Origin of the sequence: Pseudoxanthomonas sp. USHLN014, from assembly GCF_037153335.1 — a bacterium.
Taxonomy (GTDB): domain Bacteria; phylum Pseudomonadota; class Gammaproteobacteria; order Xanthomonadales; family Xanthomonadaceae; genus Pseudoxanthomonas_A; species Pseudoxanthomonas_A winnipegensis.
In genome coordinates this window covers 270,224-291,488 of sequence record NZ_JBBCKO010000001.1, presented here as the reverse complement: position 1 = coordinate 291,488, position 21,265 = coordinate 270,224, and the positions used below count along the sequence as shown (strand labels likewise).

20 protein-coding genes and 4 tRNA genes are annotated in these 21,265 nt (G+C 68.7%); 7 read left to right on the top strand and 17 right to left on the bottom strand.

Going from position 1 to position 21,265, the window contains the following annotated elements:
• Window positions 1-34: 34 nt before the first annotated feature.
• Window positions 35-319 (top strand): acyl-CoA-binding protein, encoded by a 285-nt coding sequence (locus WFQ05_RS01335; protein WP_130519598.1) that lies wholly within the window; start codon window positions 35-37, stop codon window positions 317-319.
• Between the two features lie 62 nt (window positions 320-381).
• Entirely contained in the window at window positions 382-981 is a 600-nt protein-coding gene (wrbA, locus tag WFQ05_RS01330; RefSeq protein WP_130531127.1) for an NAD(P)H:quinone oxidoreductase, read from the top strand.
• A gap of 545 nt (window positions 982-1,526) precedes the next feature.
• Here wrbA and WFQ05_RS01325 read toward each other — a convergent pair.
• From WFQ05_RS01325 to WFQ05_RS01300, 6 genes are all read right to left on the bottom strand, one after another.
• Complete coding sequence (locus WFQ05_RS01325; protein ID WP_337052299.1) at window positions 1,527-3,017, bottom strand: efflux transporter outer membrane subunit; 1,491 nt, start codon at window positions 3,015-3,017, stop codon at window positions 1,527-1,529.
• Complete coding sequence (locus tag WFQ05_RS01320) at window positions 3,014-3,760, bottom strand: SDR family oxidoreductase (RefSeq protein WP_130522358.1); 747 nt, start codon at window positions 3,758-3,760, stop codon at window positions 3,014-3,016. The genes WFQ05_RS01325 and WFQ05_RS01320 overlap by 4 nt, the downstream gene beginning before the upstream one ends.
• Before the next feature lie 39 nt (window positions 3,761-3,799).
• Window positions 3,800-6,982 carry a multidrug efflux RND transporter permease subunit gene (locus WFQ05_RS01315; protein ID WP_337052298.1) on the bottom strand — a complete coding sequence of 1,061 codons (3,183 nt, stop codon included), beginning with the start codon at window positions 6,980-6,982 and terminating at the stop codon, window positions 3,800-3,802.
• A 174-nt stretch (window positions 6,983-7,156) separates the two neighbouring features.
• The gene (locus tag WFQ05_RS01310; protein WP_337052297.1) at window positions 7,157-8,374 is read right to left on the bottom strand and encodes an efflux RND transporter periplasmic adaptor subunit; all 1,218 of its coding nucleotides are present in this window, start codon (window positions 8,372-8,374) and stop codon (window positions 7,157-7,159) included.
• A 49-nt stretch (window positions 8,375-8,423) separates the two neighbouring features.
• The gene (locus WFQ05_RS01305) at window positions 8,424-9,227 is read right to left on the bottom strand and encodes an SDR family oxidoreductase (protein ID WP_337052296.1); all 804 of its coding nucleotides are present in this window, start codon (window positions 9,225-9,227) and stop codon (window positions 8,424-8,426) included.
• Window positions 9,224-9,439 carry a hypothetical protein gene (locus tag WFQ05_RS01300; protein WP_130522355.1) on the bottom strand — a complete coding sequence of 72 codons (216 nt, stop codon included), beginning with the start codon at window positions 9,437-9,439 and terminating at the stop codon, window positions 9,224-9,226. Before WFQ05_RS01300 ends, WFQ05_RS01305 begins: the two co-directional genes overlap by 4 nt.
• Before the next feature lie 130 nt (window positions 9,440-9,569).
• Here WFQ05_RS01300 and WFQ05_RS01295 point away from each other — a divergent pair, with 130 nt between their 5' ends.
• Window positions 9,570-10,580, top strand: coding sequence for a LysR substrate-binding domain-containing protein (locus tag WFQ05_RS01295; RefSeq protein ID WP_337052295.1), 1,011 nt, complete (start codon window positions 9,570-9,572; stop codon window positions 10,578-10,580).
• Window positions 10,581-10,671: 91 nt separating this feature from the next.
• Here the strand turns inward: WFQ05_RS01295 and WFQ05_RS01290 are convergent.
• From WFQ05_RS01290 to WFQ05_RS01255, 8 genes are all read right to left on the bottom strand, one after another.
• Window positions 10,672-10,746 (bottom strand) — tRNA-Val (locus WFQ05_RS01290).
• A 526-nt stretch (window positions 10,747-11,272) separates the two neighbouring features.
• Window positions 11,273-13,480 (bottom strand): aldehyde oxidoreductase molybdenum-binding subunit PaoC, encoded by a 2,208-nt coding sequence (paoC, locus tag WFQ05_RS01285; RefSeq protein ID WP_337052294.1) that lies wholly within the window; start codon window positions 13,478-13,480, stop codon window positions 11,273-11,275.
• Window positions 13,481-13,482: 2 nt separating this feature from the next.
• Window positions 13,483-14,433, bottom strand: a complete 951-nt coding sequence (locus WFQ05_RS01280; RefSeq protein ID WP_337052293.1) for a xanthine dehydrogenase family protein subunit M — start codon at window positions 14,431-14,433, stop codon at window positions 13,483-13,485.
• Window positions 14,430-15,080, bottom strand: coding sequence for an aldehyde dehydrogenase iron-sulfur subunit PaoA (gene paoA, locus WFQ05_RS01275; protein ID WP_130531111.1), 651 nt, complete (start codon window positions 15,078-15,080; stop codon window positions 14,430-14,432). Before paoA ends, WFQ05_RS01280 begins: the two co-directional genes overlap by 4 nt.
• A 324-nt stretch (window positions 15,081-15,404) precedes the next feature.
• Window positions 15,405-15,722 (bottom strand): hypothetical protein, encoded by a 318-nt coding sequence (locus WFQ05_RS01270; protein WP_235871764.1) that lies wholly within the window; start codon window positions 15,720-15,722, stop codon window positions 15,405-15,407.
• A 289-nt stretch (window positions 15,723-16,011) separates the two neighbouring features.
• A complete protein-coding gene (locus WFQ05_RS01265; RefSeq protein WP_130519573.1) occupies window positions 16,012-16,410 on the bottom strand; it encodes a low affinity iron permease family protein in 399 nt (132 codons plus the stop codon).
• Window positions 16,411-16,827: 417 nt separating this feature from the next.
• Window positions 16,828-16,914 (bottom strand) — tRNA-Leu (locus WFQ05_RS01260).
• 128 nt (window positions 16,915-17,042) lie between these two features.
• A complete protein-coding gene (locus WFQ05_RS01255; protein ID WP_337052292.1) occupies window positions 17,043-17,660 on the bottom strand; it encodes a M23 family metallopeptidase in 618 nt (205 codons plus the stop codon).
• A gap of 130 nt (window positions 17,661-17,790) precedes the next feature.
• Between WFQ05_RS01255 and WFQ05_RS01250 the strand changes: the two genes are divergently transcribed.
• The gene (locus tag WFQ05_RS01250) at window positions 17,791-18,495 is read left to right on the top strand and encodes a hypothetical protein (RefSeq protein WP_337052291.1); all 705 of its coding nucleotides are present in this window, start codon (window positions 17,791-17,793) and stop codon (window positions 18,493-18,495) included.
• Here WFQ05_RS01250 and WFQ05_RS01245 read toward each other — a convergent pair.
• A complete protein-coding gene (locus tag WFQ05_RS01245; protein ID WP_337052290.1) occupies window positions 18,476-19,270 on the bottom strand; it encodes a helix-turn-helix transcriptional regulator in 795 nt (264 codons plus the stop codon). The genes WFQ05_RS01250 and WFQ05_RS01245 overlap by 20 nt on opposite strands.
• Window positions 19,271-19,376: 106 nt before the next feature.
• On the opposite strand from WFQ05_RS01245, the gene WFQ05_RS01240 reads away from it, so the two are divergent.
• The 3 genes from WFQ05_RS01240 to WFQ05_RS01230 are packed head-to-tail and all read left to right on the top strand — an operon-like array spanning window position 19,377 to window position 20,859.
• A complete protein-coding gene (locus WFQ05_RS01240) occupies window positions 19,377-19,739 on the top strand; it encodes a nuclear transport factor 2 family protein (protein WP_337052289.1) in 363 nt (120 codons plus the stop codon).
• Complete coding sequence (locus WFQ05_RS01235) at window positions 19,736-20,530, top strand: alpha/beta hydrolase (RefSeq protein WP_337052288.1); 795 nt, start codon at window positions 19,736-19,738, stop codon at window positions 20,528-20,530. Before WFQ05_RS01240 ends, WFQ05_RS01235 begins: the two co-directional genes overlap by 4 nt.
• The gene (locus WFQ05_RS01230) at window positions 20,527-20,859 is read left to right on the top strand and encodes a putative quinol monooxygenase (RefSeq protein WP_130534019.1); all 333 of its coding nucleotides are present in this window, start codon (window positions 20,527-20,529) and stop codon (window positions 20,857-20,859) included. Before WFQ05_RS01235 ends, WFQ05_RS01230 begins: the two co-directional genes overlap by 4 nt.
• Before the next feature lie 190 nt (window positions 20,860-21,049).
• On the opposite strand, the gene WFQ05_RS01225 is transcribed toward WFQ05_RS01230, so the two are convergent.
• Together WFQ05_RS01225 and WFQ05_RS01220 are read right to left on the bottom strand one after the other, a co-directional pair.
• A tRNA-Gly gene (locus tag WFQ05_RS01225) sits at window positions 21,050-21,125 on the bottom strand.
• Window positions 21,126-21,172: 47 nt separating this feature from the next.
• Window positions 21,173-21,246: transfer RNA gene (locus WFQ05_RS01220), tRNA-Cys, on the bottom strand.
• Between the last annotated feature and the right edge of the window lie 19 nt (window positions 21,247-21,265).

Sequence of the window (21,265 nt, the reverse complement as noted above, 5' to 3'; positions counted from 1 at the left end):
AGATCGCGCGCTCCCCACCTTGGAACCGGGCGCCATGGCCCAGATCGCCGCCACCGAATTCGAACAGGCCACGCTGGACGTCCAGACCCTGCCCGAACGGCCCGACAACGACACCTTGCTGCGCCTGTACGGCCTGTACAAGCAAGGCACCGAGGGCGATGTGCACGGCAACAAGCCGGGCTTCTTCGACTACGTCGGCAGCGCCAAGTACGAGGCCTGGGAACGCCTGCGCGGCACCGCGCAGGAGATCGCGCAGCGCCGTTATGTGACGCTGGTACGCGAACTGCTCGACGAGGCCGGCGGCGCGACGCGGCGATGACGTGACCTGACGCCAGGCCCTGCTACGGTCCGCGCTCCCTTCGAGAAAGCGAGTCGCGTGCCATGGCCAAGGTCCTCGTCCTGTACTACTCCGCCTACGGGCACATCGAAGCGATGGCCCAGGCCGTCGCCGAAGGCGCGCGCAGCGCCGGCGCGCAGGTGGACATCAAGCGCGTGCCCGAGCTGGTGCCCGAGGAGGTCGCCAAGGCCTCGCATTACAAGCTCGACCAGGCCGCGCCGATCGCCAGGATCGACGAGCTGGCCGACTACGACGCCATCGTGATCGGCGTGGGCACGCGCTTCGGCCGCATGGCCTCGCAGATGGCCAACTTCCTCGACCAGGCCGGCGGCCTGTGGGCCAAGGGCGCCCTGCACGGCAAGGTCGGCGCGGCCTTCACCTCCACCGCCACCCAGCACGGCGGCCAGGAGACCACGCTGTTCTCGATCATCACCAACCTGCTGCACTTCGGCATGGTGGTCGTGGGCCTGGACTACGGCTTCAAGGAGATGATGACGCTGGACGAGGTCGCCGGCGGCGCGCCCTACGGCGCCACCACCCTGGCCGGCGGCGACGGCGCGCGCCAGCCCTCCAGGATCGACCTGGACGGCGCCCGCTACCAGGGCCAGCGCGTGGCGCAGACGGCGATCAAGCTGCATGGCTGAGTGATTTGCCCTTCCCTTTGGCCGCAGGCCAAGGGGAGCTTGAAGTCGCGGCTAGCGTTTTAGCGGAAGGTTCGCTTTTCGCGGGAAGGGCAGCGGCAATGGCAACGGCAAAAGCAAAAACAAAAGCACCCCCTCCCAACCTCCCCCTTCGCTGCGCGAAAGGGGAGGCGCCATTTCTCGGCTCGGCGATAGCACCGCGCGTTTCGGCCACTCAGCGCCTTCTGCTGTAGTGGGAGCAACTGTCTCCTCAAATCTCAGCGGCCTGCCTGTAGAGCGGAGCTTGCTCCGCTGCTTTTCGGCCGGATCATGGGAAGGCCCCAGCGGAGCAAGCTCCGCTCTACACGTGGGAGCCGCCATGGCGGCGATGAGGCGCTACCGGTAAAGCCACTCGCCGCCATGGCGGCTCCCTCATGATGCCGGCGCCCTCCTCGGCCTCCGGACCGCATGCGTGCCTCGGCCTTCAAACCTGCACGCGCGCTAGCGCAAGGCAAAACGCCTCAAGGCCGTGCGGTGGCGATAGCTTCGTCACCGCCACCAAGGCCCAATCACCGCACCTCCTGCAGCGCCACCGCCCGCTCCGCAGCCGCCGCGCCCGGCGACGGCGGCGGCCGGCTTTCGGCCGCGACGTACTCGGGCCAGCCGCCGGCCAGCGCGGCGTACAGCTGCACCATCGCCACGCCGCTGCGCACGCGGCCCTGGATCGCCGCGTCCTGGCTGTCCAGGCGCGTGCGCTCGGCCTCAAGCATGTCCAGCGTGTCGATCGCGCCGTTGTCCAGCCGCAGGCGTGCCACCTGCGCGGCGCGCGTGCCGGCCTGCGCGGCCTGGTCCAGATGGGCCGATTCGGTCCGGCTGCGATCCACCCGCACCAGCGCGTTCTCGGTGTCCTCCAGCGCGCGCAGGACGGTCTGCTGATAGGCGGCCAGTTCCTGCGCGGTCTGCGCGTTCGCCGCCGCAATGCGCGCACGCACGCGGCCCACGTTGAGGAAACCGCCGTCCAGGCCCAGCGACAGCACGCGCGTCTCGCTGTCGCGCGCGAACAACGCGCCGCTGCCCAGCGCCTGCGTGCCGAACAAGGCCCCCAGGCTGAAGCGCGGGAACAGATCCGCCGTGGCCACGCCGACGCGCGCGGTGGCCGCGGCCACCCGACGCTCGGCCGCCGCCACGTCCGGACGGCGGCGCAGCAGGTCCGACGGCGTGCCCGGCAGCGGCGCCGCCGGCAGGGTCGGCAACGCGCCGCTGGTCATCAGCTCGGCCGCCATCGACTCCGGCGTGGCGCCCACCAGCACCGCGATGCGGTTGGCCGCCACGGCCTCGGCCGCTTCCAGCGAGGGAATGCGCGCCAGCGTGGCTTCCAGCTGCGCGCGGCCGCGGTCCACGTCGAAGGCATCGCTGAAGCCGGCCTCCGTGCGCGCCTGCAGCAGCTTGAGCGTGCGCTCCTGCGTGGCGGCGTTCTCGCGGGCGATGTCCAGCTGCGACTGCAGGCCGCGCAGTTCGAACCAGCCCTGCGCCACGCTGGCGGCGATGGCCACCTGCATGGCGGCCAGGTCGGCCGAGGCCGCCTGCGCATCGGCGCGGCTGGCTTCGCTGGCGCGCCGCAGGCGGCCGAACAGATCCAGCTCCCAGCTCACGCCCAGCCCGCCGACGTAGTTGTGCGTGTCGCGCCCATCGCGATCCACGCCCGGCGCCTGGTCGGCGCTGCTGCGCACGCGCTCGGCCTGCGCATTGGCGTCCAGCTGCGGCAGCCGCGCGTAGCCGGCGTCGCGGGACAGCGCGCGGGCCTGGTCGTAGCGCGCCAGGGCGATACGCACATCGTGGTTCTGCAGCAGCGCGCGTTCGACCAGGGAGGACAGCTGCGGATCATTAAAGGCCCGCCAGAACTCGCGCTCGGCCGTGCTCTCGCTGCCGGCGACCTGCGCGGTCACCGGCGCCTGCACGAAGGTCTCCGCGCGCGGCGCATCGGCACGCACGTAGTCCGGCCCGACCGTGCAGGCGGCCAGCAGCGCCGAGGCGACGCCGATGCCCAATACATGCCTCACCATGGCAGCACCTGTCCCAGGTAAGTGAAACTTCCGGTCGGGCCGTCGGCGCCGATCAGCGCCATCTGCACGCTGGTCTTTGCGCCTTCCGGCACGTCGATCTCGCCGCGCTGCTCGCCGTCGCTGTAATTCATCTCGGTCTTCACGTAGCCCGGATGGATGGTGTTGACCTTGACCGGCGTGTCGCGCAGCTCATAGGCCAGGTGGATGGTCCAGGCGTTGACCGCGCTCTTGGACACGTCGTAGGCCGGGATCTTGAAGTGGTAGATGAACGAGTCCGGGTCGCTGTGCAGGGTCAGCGAGCCCAGCGCGCTGGACACGTTGACGATGCGCCCGGCCTCGGCGGCCTTGATCAGCGGCAGGAACGCCTGGGTGGTCTCGACCAGGCCGAACAGGTTGGTGTCGAAGGTCTTGCGCCAGGTCTGCAGCGACTGCTCGGAGGGCAGCTTGTCGCTCTCGTCGGCGACGATGCCGGCGTTGTTGATCAGGATGTCCAGCTTGCCGTGGCGGCCCTGCACGGCCTGCACCGCGGCGGTGATGCTGGCCGTGTCGGTGACGTCCAGCTGCAGCGCCTCAACCGACAGGCCCTCGGCCTGCAGCGTCTGCGCGACCTGCTCGGCAGCCTGCTGACTGCGGCCGGCCAGGATCACGTGCACGCCGGCCTGGGCCAGCTGGCGCACGGTCTCGGCGCCGATGCCGCGGGTGGCGCCGGTGACCAGCGCGATCTTCTTGGAAGTGTTCATGTCATAGCTCCGTGTTGGGAACGAGAAGGAAGGACGCGCTCAGTGCGCGGTTTGCGGATGGGTCTGCGCCAGAGCCGGGGCCGCGTCGTGATGGACCAGCTGACGGCCGGACAGCTTGCGCAGGGCCACGTAGAACACCGGGGTCAGGAACAGGCCGAACAGGGTCACGCCCAGCATGCCAGCGAACACCGTCACGCCCGTGGCCGCGCGCACCTCGGCGCCGGCGCCGTGCGAGAACACCAGCGGCACCGTGCCGGCGATGAAGGCGATGGAGGTCATCACGATCGGGCGCAGACGCAGGCGGCAGGCTTCCAGGGCGGATTCGACGATGCCCTTGCCGCCCAGCTCCAGCTCGCGGGCGAATTCGACGATCAGGATCGCGTTCTTGCACGCCAGGCCCATCAGCACCACCAGGCCGACCTGCACGAACACGTTGTTGTCGCCGCCGCTGAGCCACACGCCGAACAGCGCGGACAGCAGCGTCATCGGCACGATCAGGATCACCGCCAGCGGCAGGGTCCAGCTTTCGTACAGCGCGGCCAGCACCAGGAAGGCCAGCATCACCGCCAGCGGGAACACCACCATCGCCGCCTTGCCCTGGCTGGCCTGCTGGTAGCTCAGGTCGGTCCATTCGATATGCATGCCGTTGGGCAGCACCTGGGCGGCCAGGTCGGTCAGCTTCTGCATCGCCTCGGCCGAGGACAGCACACGTGCGTCCGCCTCGCCGGCCAGGTCGGCGGCCGGATAACCGTTGTAGCGCAGCACCGGGTCGGGGCCGTAGGTCTGCTTGATGTCCACCATCGAGCCCACCGGCACCATCTGCCCGGCGGCGTTGCGCACCTTCAGGCGGGCGATGTCCTCGACCGTCTCGCGGTACGGCGCATCGGCCTGGGCGATCACCTGCCAGGTGCGGCCGAACTGGTTGAAGTCGTTGACGTAGGCCGAGCCCAGATAGGTCTGCAAGGTGTCGAACAGGTCGGTCAGCGCCACGCCCTGGGCCTTGGCCTTGGTGCGGTCCACCTGCGCATCCAGCTGCGGCACATTGGCCTGGTAGGTGCCGATCGGGAAGCTCATGCCCGGCACCTGCGACACCGCGCCCTGGAACTGGCTGACCGCGTTCTGCAGCGCGCCGTAGCCCAGGTTGCCGCGGTCCTCGATGAACATCTGGTAGCCGTTGCCGTTGCCCAGACCCAGGATCGGCGGCGGCATCATCGAGAAGGTCAGGCCCTCGCCCAGCGAGGAGATCTTGCGGTTGATCTCGGCATTGATCTCCAGCGCGCTGCGATGGCGCTCGGCAAACGGCTTGAGCGTCAGGAACACCACGCCGGTATTGGGCGTGTTGGTGAACTGCAGCGCGTTGAGGCCGGGGAAGGAGATCGAGTGCGACACGCCCTCGGTGTGCATGGCGATGTCAGAGACCTTGCGCAGCAGCGCGTCGGTGCGCTCGATCGAGGCGCCTTCGGGCAGCTTCACGCCGGCGATCAGGTACATCTTGTCCTGGGTCGGGATGAAGCCGGCCGGCACCGCCTTGAACATCACGCCGGTGGCCAGCAGCAGGACGATGTAGATCCCGAACACGATGCCGCGGCGGCCCAGGATGCGCGAGACCGTGCCCTGGTAGCGCGACGAGCTGCGGTTGAAGAAGCGGTTGAACGGGCGGAACACCCAGCGGCCGAACACCCGCTCCATGCCGCGCGACAGCGCGTCCTTGGGCGCGTCGTGGCCCTTGAGCAGGCGCGCGGCCAGCGCCGGCGACAGGGTCAGCGAGTTGATCGCCGAGATCACCGTGGAGATGGCGATGGTCACCGCGAACTGCTTGTAGAACTGGCCGGTCACGCCGGACAGGAAGGCCATCGGCACGAACACCGCGCACAGCACCAGCGCGATGGCGATGATCGGCCCGGAGACCTCCTTCATGGCCTGGTGCGCGGCGGCCAGCGGGGTCAGGCCTTCCTCGATGTTGCGCTCGACGTTCTCCACCACCACGATCGCATCGTCCACCACGATGCCGATCGCCAGCACCAGGCCGAACAGGGTCAGGGTGTTGATCGAGAAGCCCAGCAGGTACAGCGCGGCGAAGGTGCCCACCACCGACACCGGCACGGCGATCAGCGGGATGATCGAGGCGCGCCAGGTCTGCAGGAACAGGATCACCACCAGCACCACCAGCAGCACGGCCTCCAGCAGGGTGTGCACCACCGCGCTGATCGAATCGCGCACGAAGATCGTGGTGTCGTAGACCGCCTCGTACTTGACGTCCTCGGGGAACTGCTTGGTCAGCTCGTCCATGGTCGCGATGACCTCATCGCGGATCTGCAGCGCATTGGCGCCCGGCGCCTGGAAGATGCCGATGCCGACCGCGTTCTTGCCGTCCAGCTGCGAGCGCAGCGTGTAGTCGCCGGCGCCCAGCTCCAGCCGCGCCACGTCGCGCAGACGCACCACCTGGCCGTCGCTGCCGGTCTTGAGCACGATGTCGCCGAACTCCTGCTCGGTGCGCAGGCGGCCCTGGGCGTTGATCAGGGTCAGGAACTTGCTGCCCGGCATCGGCTCGGCGCCGAGCTGGCCGGCGGAGACCTGCACGTTCTGCTCGCGCATGGCGCCGACCACGTCGCTGGCGTTCAGGCCCAGCGCGGCGATGCGCTCGGGATCGAGCCAGGCACGCATGGCGTAATCGCCGCCGCCGAACACCTGCGCATCGCCCACGCCCTGGATGCGCGCCAGCGCGTCCTTGACGTGCAGGCGCGCGTAGTTGCGCAGATACAGGCTGTCGTACTTGCCCTTGGGCGAGGTCAGGTGCACCACCATCAGGAAGGTCGGCGACTGCTTCTGCACCGTCACGCCCTGGCGGCGCACGTCCTCGGGCAGGCGCGCATTGGCCTGGGCCACGCGGTTCTGCACCTTGACCGCCGCATCGTCGGCGTCGGTGCCGGGGCGGAAGGTGACGGTCATCTGCAGCACGCCGTCCGAGCCGGCCACCGACTTGAGATACATCATGTTCTCAACGCCGTTGATCTGCTCCTCCAGCGGCGTGGCCACGGTCTCGGCGATGACCTTGGGGTTGGCGCCCGGGTACACCGTGCGCACCACCACCGACGGCGGCACCACTTCGGGGTATTCGCCGGTGGGCAGCAGCGGCAGCGCGATCAGGCCCGCGGCGAAGATCACGATGGACAACACGGCGGCGAAGATCGGCCGGTCGATGAAGAATCTGGAAATGTTCATGGGGTGGTGTTCCTGAAAGTGAGCGACGCCGCCCTCGCTCCTTTCCCGGAGCGAGGCTTCATTGCGTGTTGCATTCCTGCCTGTGGGGTGGAGGTGGGAGCCGCCATGGCGGCGATAGGGCTTTTCAGGGAATGCCCATCGCCGCCATGGCGGCTCCAACCCCACCCGGCCGCGCTAGTTCATCGCGGTGGTGCGCTGCTCTGCCGGCTTGGCCGCCGGCGGCTGCATCACCACCGTCTTGGCCTGCACCGGCATGCCGGGCATGAAGATCTTCTGCACGCCCTCGACCACGACCTTGTCGCCGGCCTGCAGGCCGCCGTTGACGATGCGCAGCCCGTCGGCCAGGCGGCCGAGCTGCACGTCGCGGCGCTGCGCCTTGCCCTGCGCGTCGACCACGTAGACGTACTTGCGGTCCTGGTCGGTGAGGATGGCCGCATCGTCGACCAGCATCGCCTTGAACTCGCCGCTGCCCGGCAGGCGCACGCGCGCATACAGGCCGGGCACCAGGCTGCGGTCGGCGTTGTCCATCAGCGCACGCACGCGGATGGTGCCGGTGCCGGGCGAGAGCTGGTTGTCGACGAAGTCCACCTGTCCCGCGTGCGGATAGCCGTCCTCGCCGACCAGCGCCACCTGCACCGGCAGGCCGCCCTCGCGGCCGCTGGGCCGCTGGCCCTTGCGCGCCAGTTCGGCATAGCGCAGGAAGGTGGTCTCGTCCGCGTCGAAGTGCACCTGCACCTGGTCGGACACCACCGTGGTCAGCACGCTGGCCGCATCGCCGGCGCCGACCAGGTTGCCGGCGGTGACCAGCGCACGGCCGGCGCGGCCGTCGATGGGCGCGCGCACCTTGGTCCATTCCAGGTCCAGGCGCGCGGCGTCCACCGCGGCCTGCGCGGCCTGCACCTCGGCGGCGGCCTCGTTGGACGTGGCGCGGCGCTGTTCGTACAGCTCGGTGGACATGGCCTGCTGATCGGCCAGCTTGCGGGCACGGTCGGCCTCGCCGGTGGCCTGGCTGGCGGCGCTGCGCGCGCGGGCCAGCTGGGCCTGGGCCTGGGCCAGCGCGGCGCGGTAGCTGCGCGCGTCGATGGTAAACAGCACCGTGCCCGCCTTGACCTCATCGCCCTCGCGGTAATTGACCGACTCGATGTAGCCGGACACGCGCGGACGCAGCTGCACGGTCTGCACCGCTTCGATGCGGCCGCTGAATTCGTCCCACTGGCGGATGGGCTTGATCAGCACCGGGGCGACGCTCACCGCGGGCGGCGGCGGGACGGCGGTCTCGGCGGCGTCGCTGTTGCAGCCGGCGATCACCGCCACCGACAAGGCCAGCAGCGCGAAGGAGGACAGGCGACGGGCGCGGAAGCGGAAGAAGGAGTCGGTGCGGGAAGGATTCATGACGAAGACTCTGGTGGGGAAAACGAAAAGGCGCGGCGAGGTTGCGACCTCAACCACGGTTGAGGTCAAGCGAAGAGACAGTGGGCGCGCTGGGCAGCGCGTCGAACAGGGTGCGTACCGGCGGCGGCACCCACGCCGCATCGAAGGGCACGACGGCGCGCACGCGGCCGGAAGCGGCCGGGCGCAGCAGTTCGACCGCCCTGCGGCCCACGCTCAGCGCATCGGGCCAGCCGGCGCAGGCATGGGCGCGGTTCTTCGGCGTGGACAGCGGGTGGGCCACGGCCAGCAGCTGCACGCGCACGCCCAGCGGGACGGCTTCCTCGTGCAGCACCTTGGCCAGCATGTGCAGGGCGGCCGAGCCGACCGAGGCGTGGCCGTGTCCGGCCCAGCCGCATTCGGTGGCCGGCCCGCCCAGGATCACGTAGTGGCGGGTGCCGTCCTGGTCCTGCAGCAGCGGCAGCAGATGGCGCGCCAGCGCCAGGTGCGCGACCACGTCGTGCGACAGGCGCTGCTCCAGGCGGGCGGCGGGCTGGTCCAGCAGGCGCCCGCTGGTCGAGGGGGCGAACAGATGCGCGAACACGGCATGCAGGCGCACGCCATGGGCCCGCAGCTGCTCCGCCAGCGCGGCGGCGGCCGCCTCGTCCAGCGGCAGCGGCTGGCGCAGCAGGTGCAGGCCGGGCTCTTCGCCATGGGCCTGGGCCAGCGCGTCCATCATCTCGCCCGGCGCGCCCACCGCCACGACCGGGCTGCCGGCCTCGATCAGCGCGGCGACCACGCCGGCACCGGCCGCGCCATCGGCGCCTAGCACCAGCGAGGCGGCCAACGGGGTGGCGGGCCTGATCATCCCACTCATGGGAGTTTTCCTCCCGCCATCGGGATAATCCCGAAATCGCGACCCAGCCGACCGGTGACCCGGGCCGCACCCAGCTGATTGCGGCGGCTCGGGGCAAAGTCGCGGAAACCCGCGTCCTGGCGGGCGCGCAGCAAGGTGGAGACCGGTGAAATCTCCATTTTCCGGCGGTTCTCGGGGGCCAGGAAGCGGCGCAGGCGGGTCAGCAGGGACATGGCGGTGGGCCAAGTGATCAGGACAGGTCGCCACCTTAGGCCTGCATGCAGGACTTGATTAGTCCAGATTTAGGGGAATAATCATCCCGCTCCCGGTCCAATCCCTCTTCCCCCGCCAAGGAGGACTCCAATGTCCCACGATCTCAACGACACCCTGATCTTCGTCAAGGTGGTCGAGAAGGGCAGCTTCGTCGGCGCCGCCAGCGCACTGCGGCTGCCCAAGACCACGGTCAGCCGCAAGGTCCAGGAGCTGGAAACGCGCCTGGGCGCGCAGCTCCTGCACCGCACCACGCGCAAGCTCGGCCTGACCGAAGCCGGCAACGTCTACTACGAACACTGCCAGCGCATCGCGCGCGAACTGGCCGAGGCCGAGAGCGCCGTCGGCCAGCTGCACGCCGGCCCGCGCGGCTGGCTGCGCGTCACCGCGCCCTACTCCATCGGCATCGACAAGATCGCCCCGCTGCTCGGCGAGTTCCATGCGCGCCATCCGGAGGTGCGGGTGGAGATGCTGCTGAGCAACGAGCCGATGGACCTGATCGGTGGCGAGGTCGATGTGGCCTTGCGCCTGGGCAACCTGCCCGACTCCAACCTGATCGCACGCAAGCTGGGCGTGCTGTACACGCAGGTGTTCGCCGCCAACAGCTATATCGCCCGGCACGGCGAGCCGCTGCACCCGGACGATCTGCAGTACCACCGCACCTTCGCCATGACCAAGCACCGCCAGGGCCACAGCTACAGCTGGTCGCTGAACGATGGCAACGGCGCGCGGGAGTTCGCGATCAATCCGATCCTGGTGGCCAACGATCCGTCCGCGCTCAAGGGTGCGCTGCTGTGCGGCGAGGGTCTGCTGCTTTCGGCCGACGTGATGGTCAAGCCGTTCGTCGAGCATGGTCTGGTCCAGCGCGTGCTGGCCGGCTGGATGGGTGGCGAGTACGAGCTCAACGCGGTCTTCCCGCGCGGCCATGTGCAGTCACCCAAGGTGCGTGCCTTCGTCGACTTCCTGCTCGAACGCCTCAACCTGGAGATCGACTACATGAGCGCGCACTGCCCGCTGATGAAGGCGCAGGCCGAGCAGGAACAGGACACCGAGCACGATGCGCGCCACGACGGCAAGCGCATCCTGGAGGAAGTGCTGAGCTGAGGCGACAGGTGGCGGGCCGGCGCAGCTGTTGCGCCGGCTTCGCGCAACAGACACGAAAAAGCCGGCGCAAGGCCGGCTTTTTCGTGTGACTTGGTGGGCGGTGCAGGGATCGAACCTGCGACCCTTGCCGTGTGAAGGCAATGCTCTACCGCTGAGCTAACCGCCCTCGATGCGAGCCCTTGGGGCCGATCGGGGCGCAAATAGTAATGGCACTTCCCGGATCGGTCAAACCGTTTTTTTGGATCCTCTCCCGGGCAGGGGATTGCGGCGTGTGAGCGGTTCTTTGCCTCAGAGCGGCATCGGTCCGGACGGGCGTGGCAGCGCGCCGGACAGTAACGTTCGCGGCGGCGCCAAGTGCGACAAGTCCTCGCGGAATGCCGACCCGATCCCATGCGAGCCGCCCGGTGGCTTTTTTGGCCAAGGGCGACCCCACCCGTAGAGCGGAGCTTGCTCCGCTAGGCCTTCCCGACGATCCGGCCGAAACGCAGCGGAGCTTGCTCCGCTGGGCCTTCCCATTGATCCGACCGAAATGAAGCGAAGCTTGCTCCGCTGGACCTTCTCTACGATCCGGCCGAAATGCAGCGGAGCAAGCTCCGCTCTACAAGCAGGTCGCGATGTGATCGGAAGCTTGGCTTCCACCGAACCATGAAGCGGGAGTCGATCCGGGACAATGCCCGGCCCGGCCACGACGTTCAGGCTGTCAGCGCTGGCATCTCCTTGAGCAACTTGTCCAGCGTCACCGGGTAGTCGCGCACGCGCACGCCGGTGGCGTTGTAGACCGCGTTGGCGATCGCCGCGGCCACACCGCAGATGCCCAGCTCGCCCACGCCTTTAGCCTTCATCGGCGAGACGATCGGGTCGGTCTCCTCCAGGAAGATCACTTCCTGGTGCGGGATGTCGGCATGCACCGGCACCTCGTAGCCGGCCAGGTCGTGGTTGACGAAGAAGCCCAGGCGCTTGTCCACCACCAGCTCCTCCATCAGCGCCGCGCCGGCGCCCATGGTCATCGCGCCGATCACCTGGCTGCGCGCGGACTTGGGGTTGAGGATGCGGCCGGCCGAGCACACCGCGAGCATGCGGCGGATGCGGATCTCGGCGGTGGCGCTGTCCACCGCGACTTCGACGAAGTGGCCGCCGAAGGTGGACTGCTGGTACTTCTTGGCCAGATCACCGTATTCCATCTTGTCCTCGGCCACCAGTTCGCCATCGGCCGCCGCATCGGCCAGCTTCTTGCGCTGGCCGCCGGCCACGACCATGCCGTCCTCGAAGCGGGCGCTATTCGCGTCCATGCCGAACTTGCCGGCCACGGCCTCGCGCAGCTTGACGCAGGCCGCATACACCCCGGCCGTAGAGCTGTTGGCGCCCCATTGCCCGCCCGAACCGGCCGAGACCGGGAAGGACGAATCGCCCAGCTCCACCTTCACCCGCTCCAGCGGCACGCCCATCATCTCCGCGGCGGTCTGGGCGAGGATGGTGTAAGTGCCGGTGCCGATGTCGGTCATGTCGGTCTGCACCGTAACCACGCCGTCCGCGCCCAGGCGCACGCGCGCGGCGGACTTCATGTTGAGGTTGTTGCGGAAGGCGGTGGCCATGCCCATGCCGATCAGCCAGCGCCCTTCGCGGCGGGTGCCGGGCTTGGCGCTGCGCTGGTTCCAGCCGAACTTGTCCGCGCCCATGCGCAGGCACTGGACCATGTGCCGCTGCGAGAACGGGCGCTCGGGATGGTTGGGATCGACCTGGGTGTCGTTGACGATGCGCAGTTCGACCGGGTCCATGGCCAGCTTCTCGGCCAGCTCGTCCATGGCCACTTCCAGCGCCATCATCCCCGAGGCCTCGCCCGGAGCGCGCATGGCGTTGCCTTCGGGCAGGTCGAGCACGGCCAGGCGCATGGCGGTCATACGGTTCTCGCCCGCGTAGAGCAGCTGGCTCTGCGAGACGGCGGTCTCCGGCTGGCCACCTTCCAGATCGCCCGACCAGCTCTCGTGGCCGAACGCGGTGATCTTGCCCTCGCGCGTGGCGCCCAGGCGGATGCGCTGCAGCGTGGCCGGGCGATGGGTGGTGTTGTTGATGATCAGCGGCCGCGGCAGGGTCACCTTGACCGGCCGCCCCACCGCCTTGGCGCCCAGCGCCGCCAGCACCGCATCGGAGCGCACGAACAGCTTCCCGCCGAAGCCGCCGCCGATATACGGCGACACCAGGCGCACCTTCTCCTTGGGGATACCCAGGGTCAGCGCTACGTCACCCACGCTCCAGGCGATCATCTGGTTGGACGTCCACAGCGTCAGCTGATCTCCCTCCCACTGCGCGATGGAGGCGTGCGGCTCCATCATCGCGTGGCTGTGGTCGGGCGTGGTGTAGGTGGCATCCAGCTTGACCGGCGCGCTGGCGAAGGCGCCGGCGAAGTCGCCGTGCGCGGTGTCCTTGTTGTCCTGCGAATCGCTCGGCATCTTCGCCTGGCCCTTGGCCTTGGCCAGGTCAAAGGCGCCATCGCTGCGGGTGTAGTCGACCTTGATCAGATGCGCGGCGGCGCGCGCCTGCTCGAAGGTCTCGGCGACCACCAGCGCGACGGCCTGGTGGTAGTGCTGGATCTCCGGGCCGCCGAGCAGGTGCGCGGTATTCATCTTGCCCTTGCCCAGCTTGCCGGCATTGGCCGCGGTGACGATGCCGAGGACGCCGGGTGCGGCCTTGGCCGCCTCGGTGTCGATCGAGCGGATGCGGCCCTTGGCGATGGTGGCGCATACCGGATAGCCATAGACCTGGCCGGGCGCCACGTCATGATGCTCATAGGCATAAGGCGCGGTGCCAGTAGTCTTGAGCGGCCCGTCGATGCGGTCCTGGGCGCGGCCGACGACCTTGCCCTGGTCGATCGGATTGGTGGTGGCGGGGGTATCGAATTTCATGCTCAGGCCCTCGCTTCGGCCAGGATCGCGCCCAGTGCCCGCTCGACCAGCGGCAGCTTGAAGGCGTTGTGTTCGGATGTTTTGGCGCCGGCCAGCAGCTGATCGGCCACGGCCTTGGCCCCCTGCGGCATGGCCGCGTCGGCCTCCGGCTTGCGCCAGGGCTTGTGCGCCACGCCGCCCAGGGCGACCGCGCCACTGCCGTCGCGCTGCACGATCGCCGCCACCGACACCAGCGCGAAGGCGTAGGACGCGCGGTCGCGCACCTTGTGATAGACCTGCGTGCCGCCGACCGGCTTGGGCAGGGTCACGGCGGTGATGAACTCGCCGCGCTCCAGCGTGGTTTCCAGATGCGGTGTGGTGCCGGGCGCGCGATACAGAAGATCCAGCGGAATGCGCCGGGTCTTGCCCTCGGCGTTGGTGGTCTCCACCGTCGCGTCCAGCGCGCGCATGGCCACGGCCATGTCGCTCGGGTGGGTGGCGATGCAGGCCGGGCTGGCGCCAACGACGGCGAGGGTTCGGTTGAAGCCCTCGATCGCCGCGCAGCCGCTGCCGGGCATGCGCTTGTTACAGGCCTGGGCGGTGTCGTAGAAGTACGGGCAGCGCGTGCGCTGCAGCAGGTTGCCGGCCGTGGTCGCCTTGTTGCGCAGCTGGCCGGAGGCGCCCGACACCAGGGCGCGCGACAGCAGCGGGTAGTCGCGACGCACGACCTTGTCGGCGGCCAGGTCCGTGTTGCGCACCAGCGCGCCGATGCGCAGGCCGCCCTCGTCGGTGGCCTCGATGCGATCCAGCCCGACGCCGTTGACGTCCACCAGGTGGGTGGGCGTCTCGATCTGCAGCTTCATCAGGTCGATCAGGTTGGTGCCGCCGGCGATGAACTTGGCGTTGGGCGTCTTCAGCAGCGCGGCGGCGGCGTCCTTGGGCGATCCCGCACGCTCGTAGGAAAAGGCCTTCATGCGCGCTCTCCCGCCACGTCGCTCATCGCCTCGACGATGTTCGAATACGCACCACAGCGGCAGATGTTGCCGCTCATGCGCTCGCGCACCTCGTCGACCGTGAACTTGGGCCTGGCCTCAAGATCGCCGGTGACATGGCTGGGTACACCCTGCTTGATCTCGTCCAGCACCGCCACCGCCGAGCAGATCTGCCCAGGCGTGCAATAGCCGCACTGATAGCCATCGTGCTTGACGAAGGCGGCCTGCATCGGATGCAGGTTGCCCGGCTGGCCCAGGCCTTCGATGGTGGTGACCTTGCTGCCCTCGTGCATCACGGCGAAGCTCAGGCAGGTATTGATGCGGCGCCCGTCCACCAGCGCCGTGCAGGCGCCGCACTGGCCGTGGTCGCAGCCCTTCTTGGTGCCGGTCAGCTTGAGATGCTCGCGCAGCGCGTCCAGCAGCGTGGTGCGCGTATCGACTTCGAGCGTGACCGGCTTGCCGTTGACCTCGAAGGCGACCCGCTGCTTGCTGATCTTCTCCGGCGCGGCCGGCGCGGCCATCGCCTGCGCGGTGGACGGCAGACTGGCCGAGGCGGCGCCGGCCGTCGAGACGGCGCCGGTGATCAGCAGATCGCGGCGCGTGAGTTTCACGTCGAATGAGGGATTCATGCCTGGCTGTTCCTTCCAGCTGGGTGGGATGGCGGACGCGAGACGGACGGCGTGGCCGCCCGTTCGACAATCGAAGCTGACCCCTAGCCTCGCCCGATCCCCGGCCACGGCGCGTGATGCCGATGTCCAGACCACGTGTTCGTGCGCGTCACGGGGTGACAGGTCGGTCAGAAGACTAGCGCGAGATGGTGTGCGCTTCACACACGGTGGCGCTCGGCGCTGCGGTTAAGACTGCGGTCAGCGGTGGGGCTCCCCTCGCCCCGGCGCGATCGCGCCGGAGCGTTACAAGAACCGCCCTTGATCGGGCGGCTCGACCAGACGCGGTCAGTCACGCTGCCCGCTGGGGTCGGAATAGTCATGCTCGGGGTCGACCGGGGACTGCTTGGGATCCTCCGGCTTGTCGTGGTGCTTGCGCAGCGCCTCTTCGTCGTTGAGCACCTTGTCCGGCGTGTGGCCCTTGGCATGGTCGCTGTGCGCATTGGAGACGTCGCGATGTTCCTCGTTGCCCTCGTCTCTCACCGCCGGCACGAAGGGCGAGATCGGGTCGCTTGCCGGAAAGGTTTCCTCCAGCGCCTCGTCGTGCTTGGCGTCCGGGTTCTTCAGATCGGTGTGGGGCTTGTCGTCGGCGGTGCGGGATATCATGGCGTCACTCCTGAAGCAGGGCGCAGAACGAGCGCCGGTCGGTGCGGAATTGCCCAGCGCGCCTTTGAGCGTCCCTGATCTCGGCTTGTATCGAACGCGGTCAGGCCGAAGGTTGACGACGCCTGTTCGGCATCGTGCGCATCGGGGCAGGTCGAATCCACCCTGGACCCGGGCGCGTTACGGATTGGCGCGGGAATGTAGTGGAAACGCTGAGCTGCTTTTAACAGCGTCGCGAAAATTGCACCGCACCTAGTCAAGGCGCTATAGGCACTCGAAGAGACATCGACGCTCAGGTCGTATCCGAGCGGGTCCGACCCATTCGATCCCGCGCCTCTCTGGCCAACTCCTCGTACTTCTTGCGCAGCTCTTCCAGCGCCTGCTCGTCCAGTTCCTCAAGATCCAGCAGGGCATTGTTCGCGCCGCGCGTCGCATTGATCAGCTCATCGATCTTGATCTGCATCGCCGCCGTATCGGCGTTCTGGGTGTGCTGGATCAGGAACACCATTAGAAAGGTGATGATCGTGGTGCTGGTATTGATGACCAGTTGCCAGGTGTCGTTGAATCCGAACACCGGACCGCTGCAGCCCCAGAGCACCACCGCCAGCGCCGCAGTCCCGAAGGCCCAGGGCGTGCCCGCGGCGTAGGCCGCCTTCTTGGCCATGGCGTTGAACCTGGTTTTCATGCTCATCGCGTTCTCCTAATGTCCGTCTCGGAATTGGCGCAGCCACCGGTTTCGGATTGCGAGGAGGAGTTCCTCACCCGCGGCAGACGGAACCCAGTTCCCTTGCACACCGGGCCGAGTGCCCTGGCCGCTCGCGGTGAGCTGAACCGTCTCGACGCTCGCGTTTCCGTCCTTTTCCGACGGTAGCTCGGCGCCGCTCGCGCGATACGGCAGCAGCACAAGCGCATCGCGCTCATCGGGGCGCTCCAGATGCCAGGAACACAAGCCAACCTAGCCCTCCGATCGTCAACATCGGATCATGAGACAGCGAAGCCACGCCGCATGAAGCTCGAGCAGGCCTGCACCGCATGGGCTCGCCTTCGCGATGCGCGCTCAAACGACAAAGCCCCGATCTCTCGGGGCTTTTCACCTGTGCATGCCACTTGGTGCCCGGAGCCGGAATCGAACCGGCAAGGGATTGCTCCCGGCGGATTTTAAGTCCGATGCGTCTACCAGTTTCGCCATCCGGGCATGGATGGGGCGGTGTACGCAGGCTAGCAAAAAGCACGCCTGCTCCGCACGCGGTTCGACGCCGCGCGCGGGCGCTACGTCTGCCGGCTGGGCCAGCGGTCGTCTCCCGCACCGAACCTTGCATCGCCTCAGTCGCCCGGCTCGCGGAACGGCTGGGTCCTGGCCAAAGCCCGCAGATCCCAGCGGATCTGGAGCGGCGCATTGTCCGCCTCGCGATACGCGCCGACATGGATATGCGGCGCGCGCGCATTGCCGTTGTTGCCATCGAGGCCCAGCACATGACCTGCCTCGACCGTCTCGCCGACGTGCACCCGCAGCTCGGCCAGGTGCCCCATCGTCACGATCGCCCCGTCCGGGGTGCGGATGCGGACGGTGCCCGCCGGAGGCGGCCCCAGCGTGCCGGGCGTGTTGACCCGGGGATTGTCGTAGACGAACGCGATGACGCCGTCGACCGGCGCCAGCACCTCGGCATGCCAGCCGTACCAGTCCGCATTGGCATGTCCATCGCGTCGATAGAGCCTGGCGAAGCCGCTGTCCCCGTCCATGCCGCCGAAGACCAGGCAATCGGTGCCGAGCGCATCACCGGCGTAGTCCAGCTCGCCAACGGGATGCTCGGAACACATGAACCGATAGCGAAACATCGGCGCAAGCGTGATCTGTTCGATCTCGCCCTTCGGCATCACGGCCTTGGGCGGCGGACCAGGCATGGCGGCAAGCAGTGCGGCAAGCATGAACCACATCTCCATCGCTCCTCTACGTGTTCAGGGATAGGCGTTCCCGGCGCAAGCCGGATGGCGGCACGGGGGTCTAAGGTGATTCAATTCGCATCGCCCTCGCCGCCTGTGTCGAGCGGCGCCGATATCAGGAGAGCAGGTCATGAAGATTGATGCCTCGCGCGCGGTCGGGGCCTATGCGGCGGTCATGACTGTCGCCATGGTCTGGATGATGTTCGGTGCCAATGCCAGCCCGACGGGCACGAGGTTCGAGACGATCGATGTGCAGCGCATCAATATCCGCGAGCCCGACGGCACCCTGCGCATGACGATCGCTTCGCGCGACCGGATGCCGGGCATCATCGTCGCCGGCCACGAGACGCCGCATCCGGACCGTCCCCAGGCAGGCATGATCTTCTACAACGACGAAGGCACGGAGAACGGCGGGCTGGTGTTCTCCGGCGCACTGAAGGACGGCAAGCCGACCAATCTCGGCGCACTGTCCTTCGACCGCTGGCGCCAGGACCAGACCGTGGCGCTGAGCAGCAGCGAGGACGGCGAGGACCGGCAGGCGGGCCTGGCGATCAACGACCGCCCGGACCAGCCGGTCGATTTCCCGACCGTCGCCCGCTTGATGCGCCAGCCCCCCAGCGCCGAACGCGAAGCCGCCATCCGCGCCGCCGGTGCGGTCGTCGCGCCGCGCGCGTTTCTCGGTCGGACCTCGGACAAGGCGTCGGTGCTGGCGCTGCGCGACACCGACGGCCGCAAGCGTCTGGAGCTGAAGGTCGCGGCGGACGGCCGCGCCACGATCGATTTTCTCGACGATCAGGGCCATGTCACCCGATCGATCACGGACCTGAGCCGGTGAGCAGCGCGCGCCGGGTCTGTTCGTCGGCCGGATAGAAGCATTCCAGCGTCAGCTCCGCCAGGGTCACGTCGATCGCGGTGCCGAACACGGTCGTGGTGGACAGGAACGACAGCACGCCCCCGCCTGGTCCGCTGCGGATCGCGAGCGGCACCGCGATGCGCGCGACGGACTGCGCAGCGCGCTCACCTTCCGGACACGGGAAGCCGCTGAGTTCGGCATGGAGTGCGTCGAGCGCCGGATCGGCCGAATGCGCGATGTCCAGGCGCAGCCGCGCCAGCAGATGGTGCCGCCATTGCGCCAGGTTGACGATGCTGGGCGCGAGCCCTTTCGGATGCAGCGTCGCGCGCAGCACGTTGATGGGGGGCGCCAGAAGCGCCGGATCGACGCCGTCCAACAGCGCGGCCGCCGCCTCGTTGGCGCGCACCAGGTTCCAGTGGCGGTCCACCGCCAGCGCCGGGAATGGCGCGTGCGCGTTTAGCACGGCTTCGACCGCGGCCAGCGCGGCCGCCATGTCGGGCGCCTCGAGCGCGCGTTCGCCATGGATCGGCGCATACCCCGCCGCGAGCAACAGGCGGTTGCGCTCCCTGAGCGGCATCGCCAGCGGTTCGGCCAGGCGCAGCAGCAGTTCGCGGCTGGGCGCCGCGCGCCCGCTTTCGACAAAGCTCAGATGGCGCGTCGACACCTGCGCCTCGCCGGCCAGATCGAGCTGGCTCAGCCGACGCCGGGCCCGCCACTCGCGCAGCAAGTCGCCAACGGTGATCGCGTCTGTGGCCATGGCCGCATCCTAGCGAAAGGCGGCAGCGCTGCCATTACCTGCGGGGTAATCGCAGGCTCTGTGCGGCCTGGGCATCCTCGGCGCATCGACGATGAGGAGAACGAGGATGACTGACCCCAACACCCTGGCCCGCGCCTATCTCGCCTTGTGGAACGAAGCCGACGCCGCAGCGCGCGATCGTCGCCTGGCGGAAGGCTGGACCGCCGATGCCCGCTACACCGATCCGATGATGGCAGGTGAAGGCCACGGCGGCATCGCCGCCATGATCGCCGCCGCGCGCGCGCAGTTCCCCGGGTGCGCCTTCGCCCTTCGCGGCATGCCCGATGCGCATGGCCCGTTCGTGCGCTTCTCCTGGACGTTGGCGGCGCCGCACGGGGCGCCGGTGGCCGGCGGGACCGACGTGGTCCGCATCGCGCCGGATGGCCGTATCGCCGAGGTGATCGGCTTTCTCGACCGGGAGGTCGCATGAGCGCGGCCTTCATCCCGCGCGGCGACGGCCACGCGCTGTTCGTCCGCGACTGGGGCGAGGGAGCGCCCGTGGTCCTGCTGGCGGGCTGGGCGATGGATGGACGGATCTGGGGCGAGGTCATGCTGCATCTCAACGCCGCCGGCCTGCGCACCATCGCCTACGACCGCAATGGCCATGGGCGATCGACGGATCGGCCGGGCTACGACTACGACGACCTCGCCGACGATCCCGCCGCCGTGCTGGAGGCGCTCGACCTGACCGGGGTCACGCTGGTCGCGCACTCCGGGGCGGGCGGCGAAGCGATCCGTTACCTGTCGCGCCACGGCCGCGCGCGCATCGCCAGGCTGATCCTGGTCGGCGCCACGGGTCCGCGGGTCATCGGCACCGATGGCGTCACACCCGTCATGGTGGATGCGCTGTGCGCGCAGCTCGCCTTCGACCTGTCGGCCTGGATCGACGCCAACCTCGCGCCCTTCGCCCCCGGCACGCCGGAGCGCATCAACGCGTGGATGGCGAGCATGGTGCTGGACTGCTCGCGTCGCGCCGTCGTCGCGTTCCAGCGCACGATCGCCCTGAGCGACCTGTCGGCGGAAGCCGCCGCGCTCGACCTGCCGGTCGCCGTGCTGCATGGCGACCGCGACGTGTCCGCGCCGCTGGACAGCAGCGGCCGGGTCTACGCCGCGACGATCCCCGGCGCGGAACTGGTCGTCTACGAAGGCGTGGCGCACGGGGTGATGGTGACGCACGCACCGCGGCTTGCCGGCGACATCGCCCGGCGGGCCAGCCCATGAGCGCGCCTGTCGCCCAGGCGCCGCGGTCGGCGCCCGAAACCTACGTCATCACCTTCCACGTCAAGGCGGACCAGGTGGCGCGCTTCCTCGCCCTGCTGGGTCCTGTGCTGGATGCGATGCGCCATGAGACGAGCTTCGTGCGCGCCGCGCTGCACGTCGATCCGGAGCGGCCGCACGTCTTCCAGCTCCACGAGACCTGGACCGATCGCGACGATGTCCTCAACGTCCAGCTGCACCGGCCCTACCGACAGGCGTGGCACGCCGCATTGGACGCGCTGCTGGCCGAGCCCAGGCAGATCGCGATCTGGACGCTCGTGCGGGCCGATTGACGCCGGACGAGCAGGTCGTGCGGCTCGATGCGTCGCCATGGAGCGACGCCGCGTTGGGAAAGGTGGCGCGCGGGAGGCTTTCCACCGATGTCCGGGATGCCCGGACCAGTTCGCCCGGCGTGAGCCGATCCCGGAAAACAAGAACGGCCCCGTAGGGCCGTTCAAACTAGCGCGAAACGCTAGTGAAAATTGGAGCGGGATAAGAGACTCGAACTCTCGACCCCGACCTTGGCAAGGTCGTGCTCTACCAACTGAGCTAATCCCGCGTTTTGTGTTACGTAAAGCGAAAGTTTACCTTCGCTTCTTCGAGTTGTGGAGGCCTGGGTCGGAATCGAACCGGCGTGCACGGATTTGCAGTCCGCTGCATAACCACTCTGCCACCAGGCCGGTGACGCGCGGTTGGCCG

What these genes read in the sequence shown, in the direction of transcription:
- WFQ05_RS01240 (WP_337052289.1), top strand. Translation starts at nt 19,377, where the DNA reads ATGACTGACCCCAACACCCTGGCCCGCGCCTATCTCGCCTTGTGGAAC.
- WFQ05_RS01230 (WP_130534019.1), top strand. Translation starts at nt 20,527, where the DNA reads ATGAGCGCGCCTGTCGCCCAGGCGCCGCGGTCGGCGCCCGAAACCTAC.
- WFQ05_RS01245 (WP_337052290.1), bottom strand. Translation starts at nt 19,270, where the DNA reads ATGGCCACAGACGCGATCACCGTTGGCGACTTGCTGCGCGAGTGGCGG.
- WFQ05_RS01320 (WP_130522358.1), bottom strand. Translation starts at nt 3,760, where the DNA reads ATGAACACTTCCAAGAAGATCGCGCTGGTCACCGGCGCCACCCGCGGC.
- wrbA (WP_130531127.1), top strand. Translation starts at nt 382, where the DNA reads ATGGCCAAGGTCCTCGTCCTGTACTACTCCGCCTACGGGCACATCGAA.
- WFQ05_RS01305 (WP_337052296.1), bottom strand. Translation starts at nt 9,227, where the DNA reads ATGAGTGGGATGATCAGGCCCGCCACCCCGTTGGCCGCCTCGCTGGTG.
- WFQ05_RS01300 (WP_130522355.1), bottom strand. Translation starts at nt 9,439, where the DNA reads ATGTCCCTGCTGACCCGCCTGCGCCGCTTCCTGGCCCCCGAGAACCGC.
- WFQ05_RS01250 (WP_337052291.1), top strand. Translation starts at nt 17,791, where the DNA reads ATGAAGATTGATGCCTCGCGCGCGGTCGGGGCCTATGCGGCGGTCATG.
- paoA (WP_130531111.1), bottom strand. Translation starts at nt 15,080, where the DNA reads ATGAATCCCTCATTCGACGTGAAACTCACGCGCCGCGATCTGCTGATC.
- WFQ05_RS01295 (WP_337052295.1), top strand. Translation starts at nt 9,570, where the DNA reads ATGTCCCACGATCTCAACGACACCCTGATCTTCGTCAAGGTGGTCGAG.
- WFQ05_RS01315 (WP_337052298.1), bottom strand. Translation starts at nt 6,982, where the DNA reads ATGAACATTTCCAGATTCTTCATCGACCGGCCGATCTTCGCCGCCGTG.
- paoC (WP_337052294.1), bottom strand. Translation starts at nt 13,480, where the DNA reads ATGAAATTCGATACCCCCGCCACCACCAATCCGATCGACCAGGGCAAG.
- WFQ05_RS01280 (WP_337052293.1), bottom strand. Translation starts at nt 14,433, where the DNA reads ATGAAGGCCTTTTCCTACGAGCGTGCGGGATCGCCCAAGGACGCCGCC.
- WFQ05_RS01335 (WP_130519598.1), top strand. Translation starts at nt 35, where the DNA reads ATGGCCCAGATCGCCGCCACCGAATTCGAACAGGCCACGCTGGACGTC.
- WFQ05_RS01310 (WP_337052297.1), bottom strand. Translation starts at nt 8,374, where the DNA reads ATGAATCCTTCCCGCACCGACTCCTTCTTCCGCTTCCGCGCCCGTCGC.
- WFQ05_RS01255 (WP_337052292.1), bottom strand. Translation starts at nt 17,660, where the DNA reads ATGGAGATGTGGTTCATGCTTGCCGCACTGCTTGCCGCCATGCCTGGT.
- WFQ05_RS01235 (WP_337052288.1), top strand. Translation starts at nt 19,736, where the DNA reads ATGAGCGCGGCCTTCATCCCGCGCGGCGACGGCCACGCGCTGTTCGTC.
- WFQ05_RS01265 (WP_130519573.1), bottom strand. Translation starts at nt 16,410, where the DNA reads ATGAGCATGAAAACCAGGTTCAACGCCATGGCCAAGAAGGCGGCCTAC.
- WFQ05_RS01270 (WP_235871764.1), bottom strand. Translation starts at nt 15,722, where the DNA reads ATGATATCCCGCACCGCCGACGACAAGCCCCACACCGATCTGAAGAAC.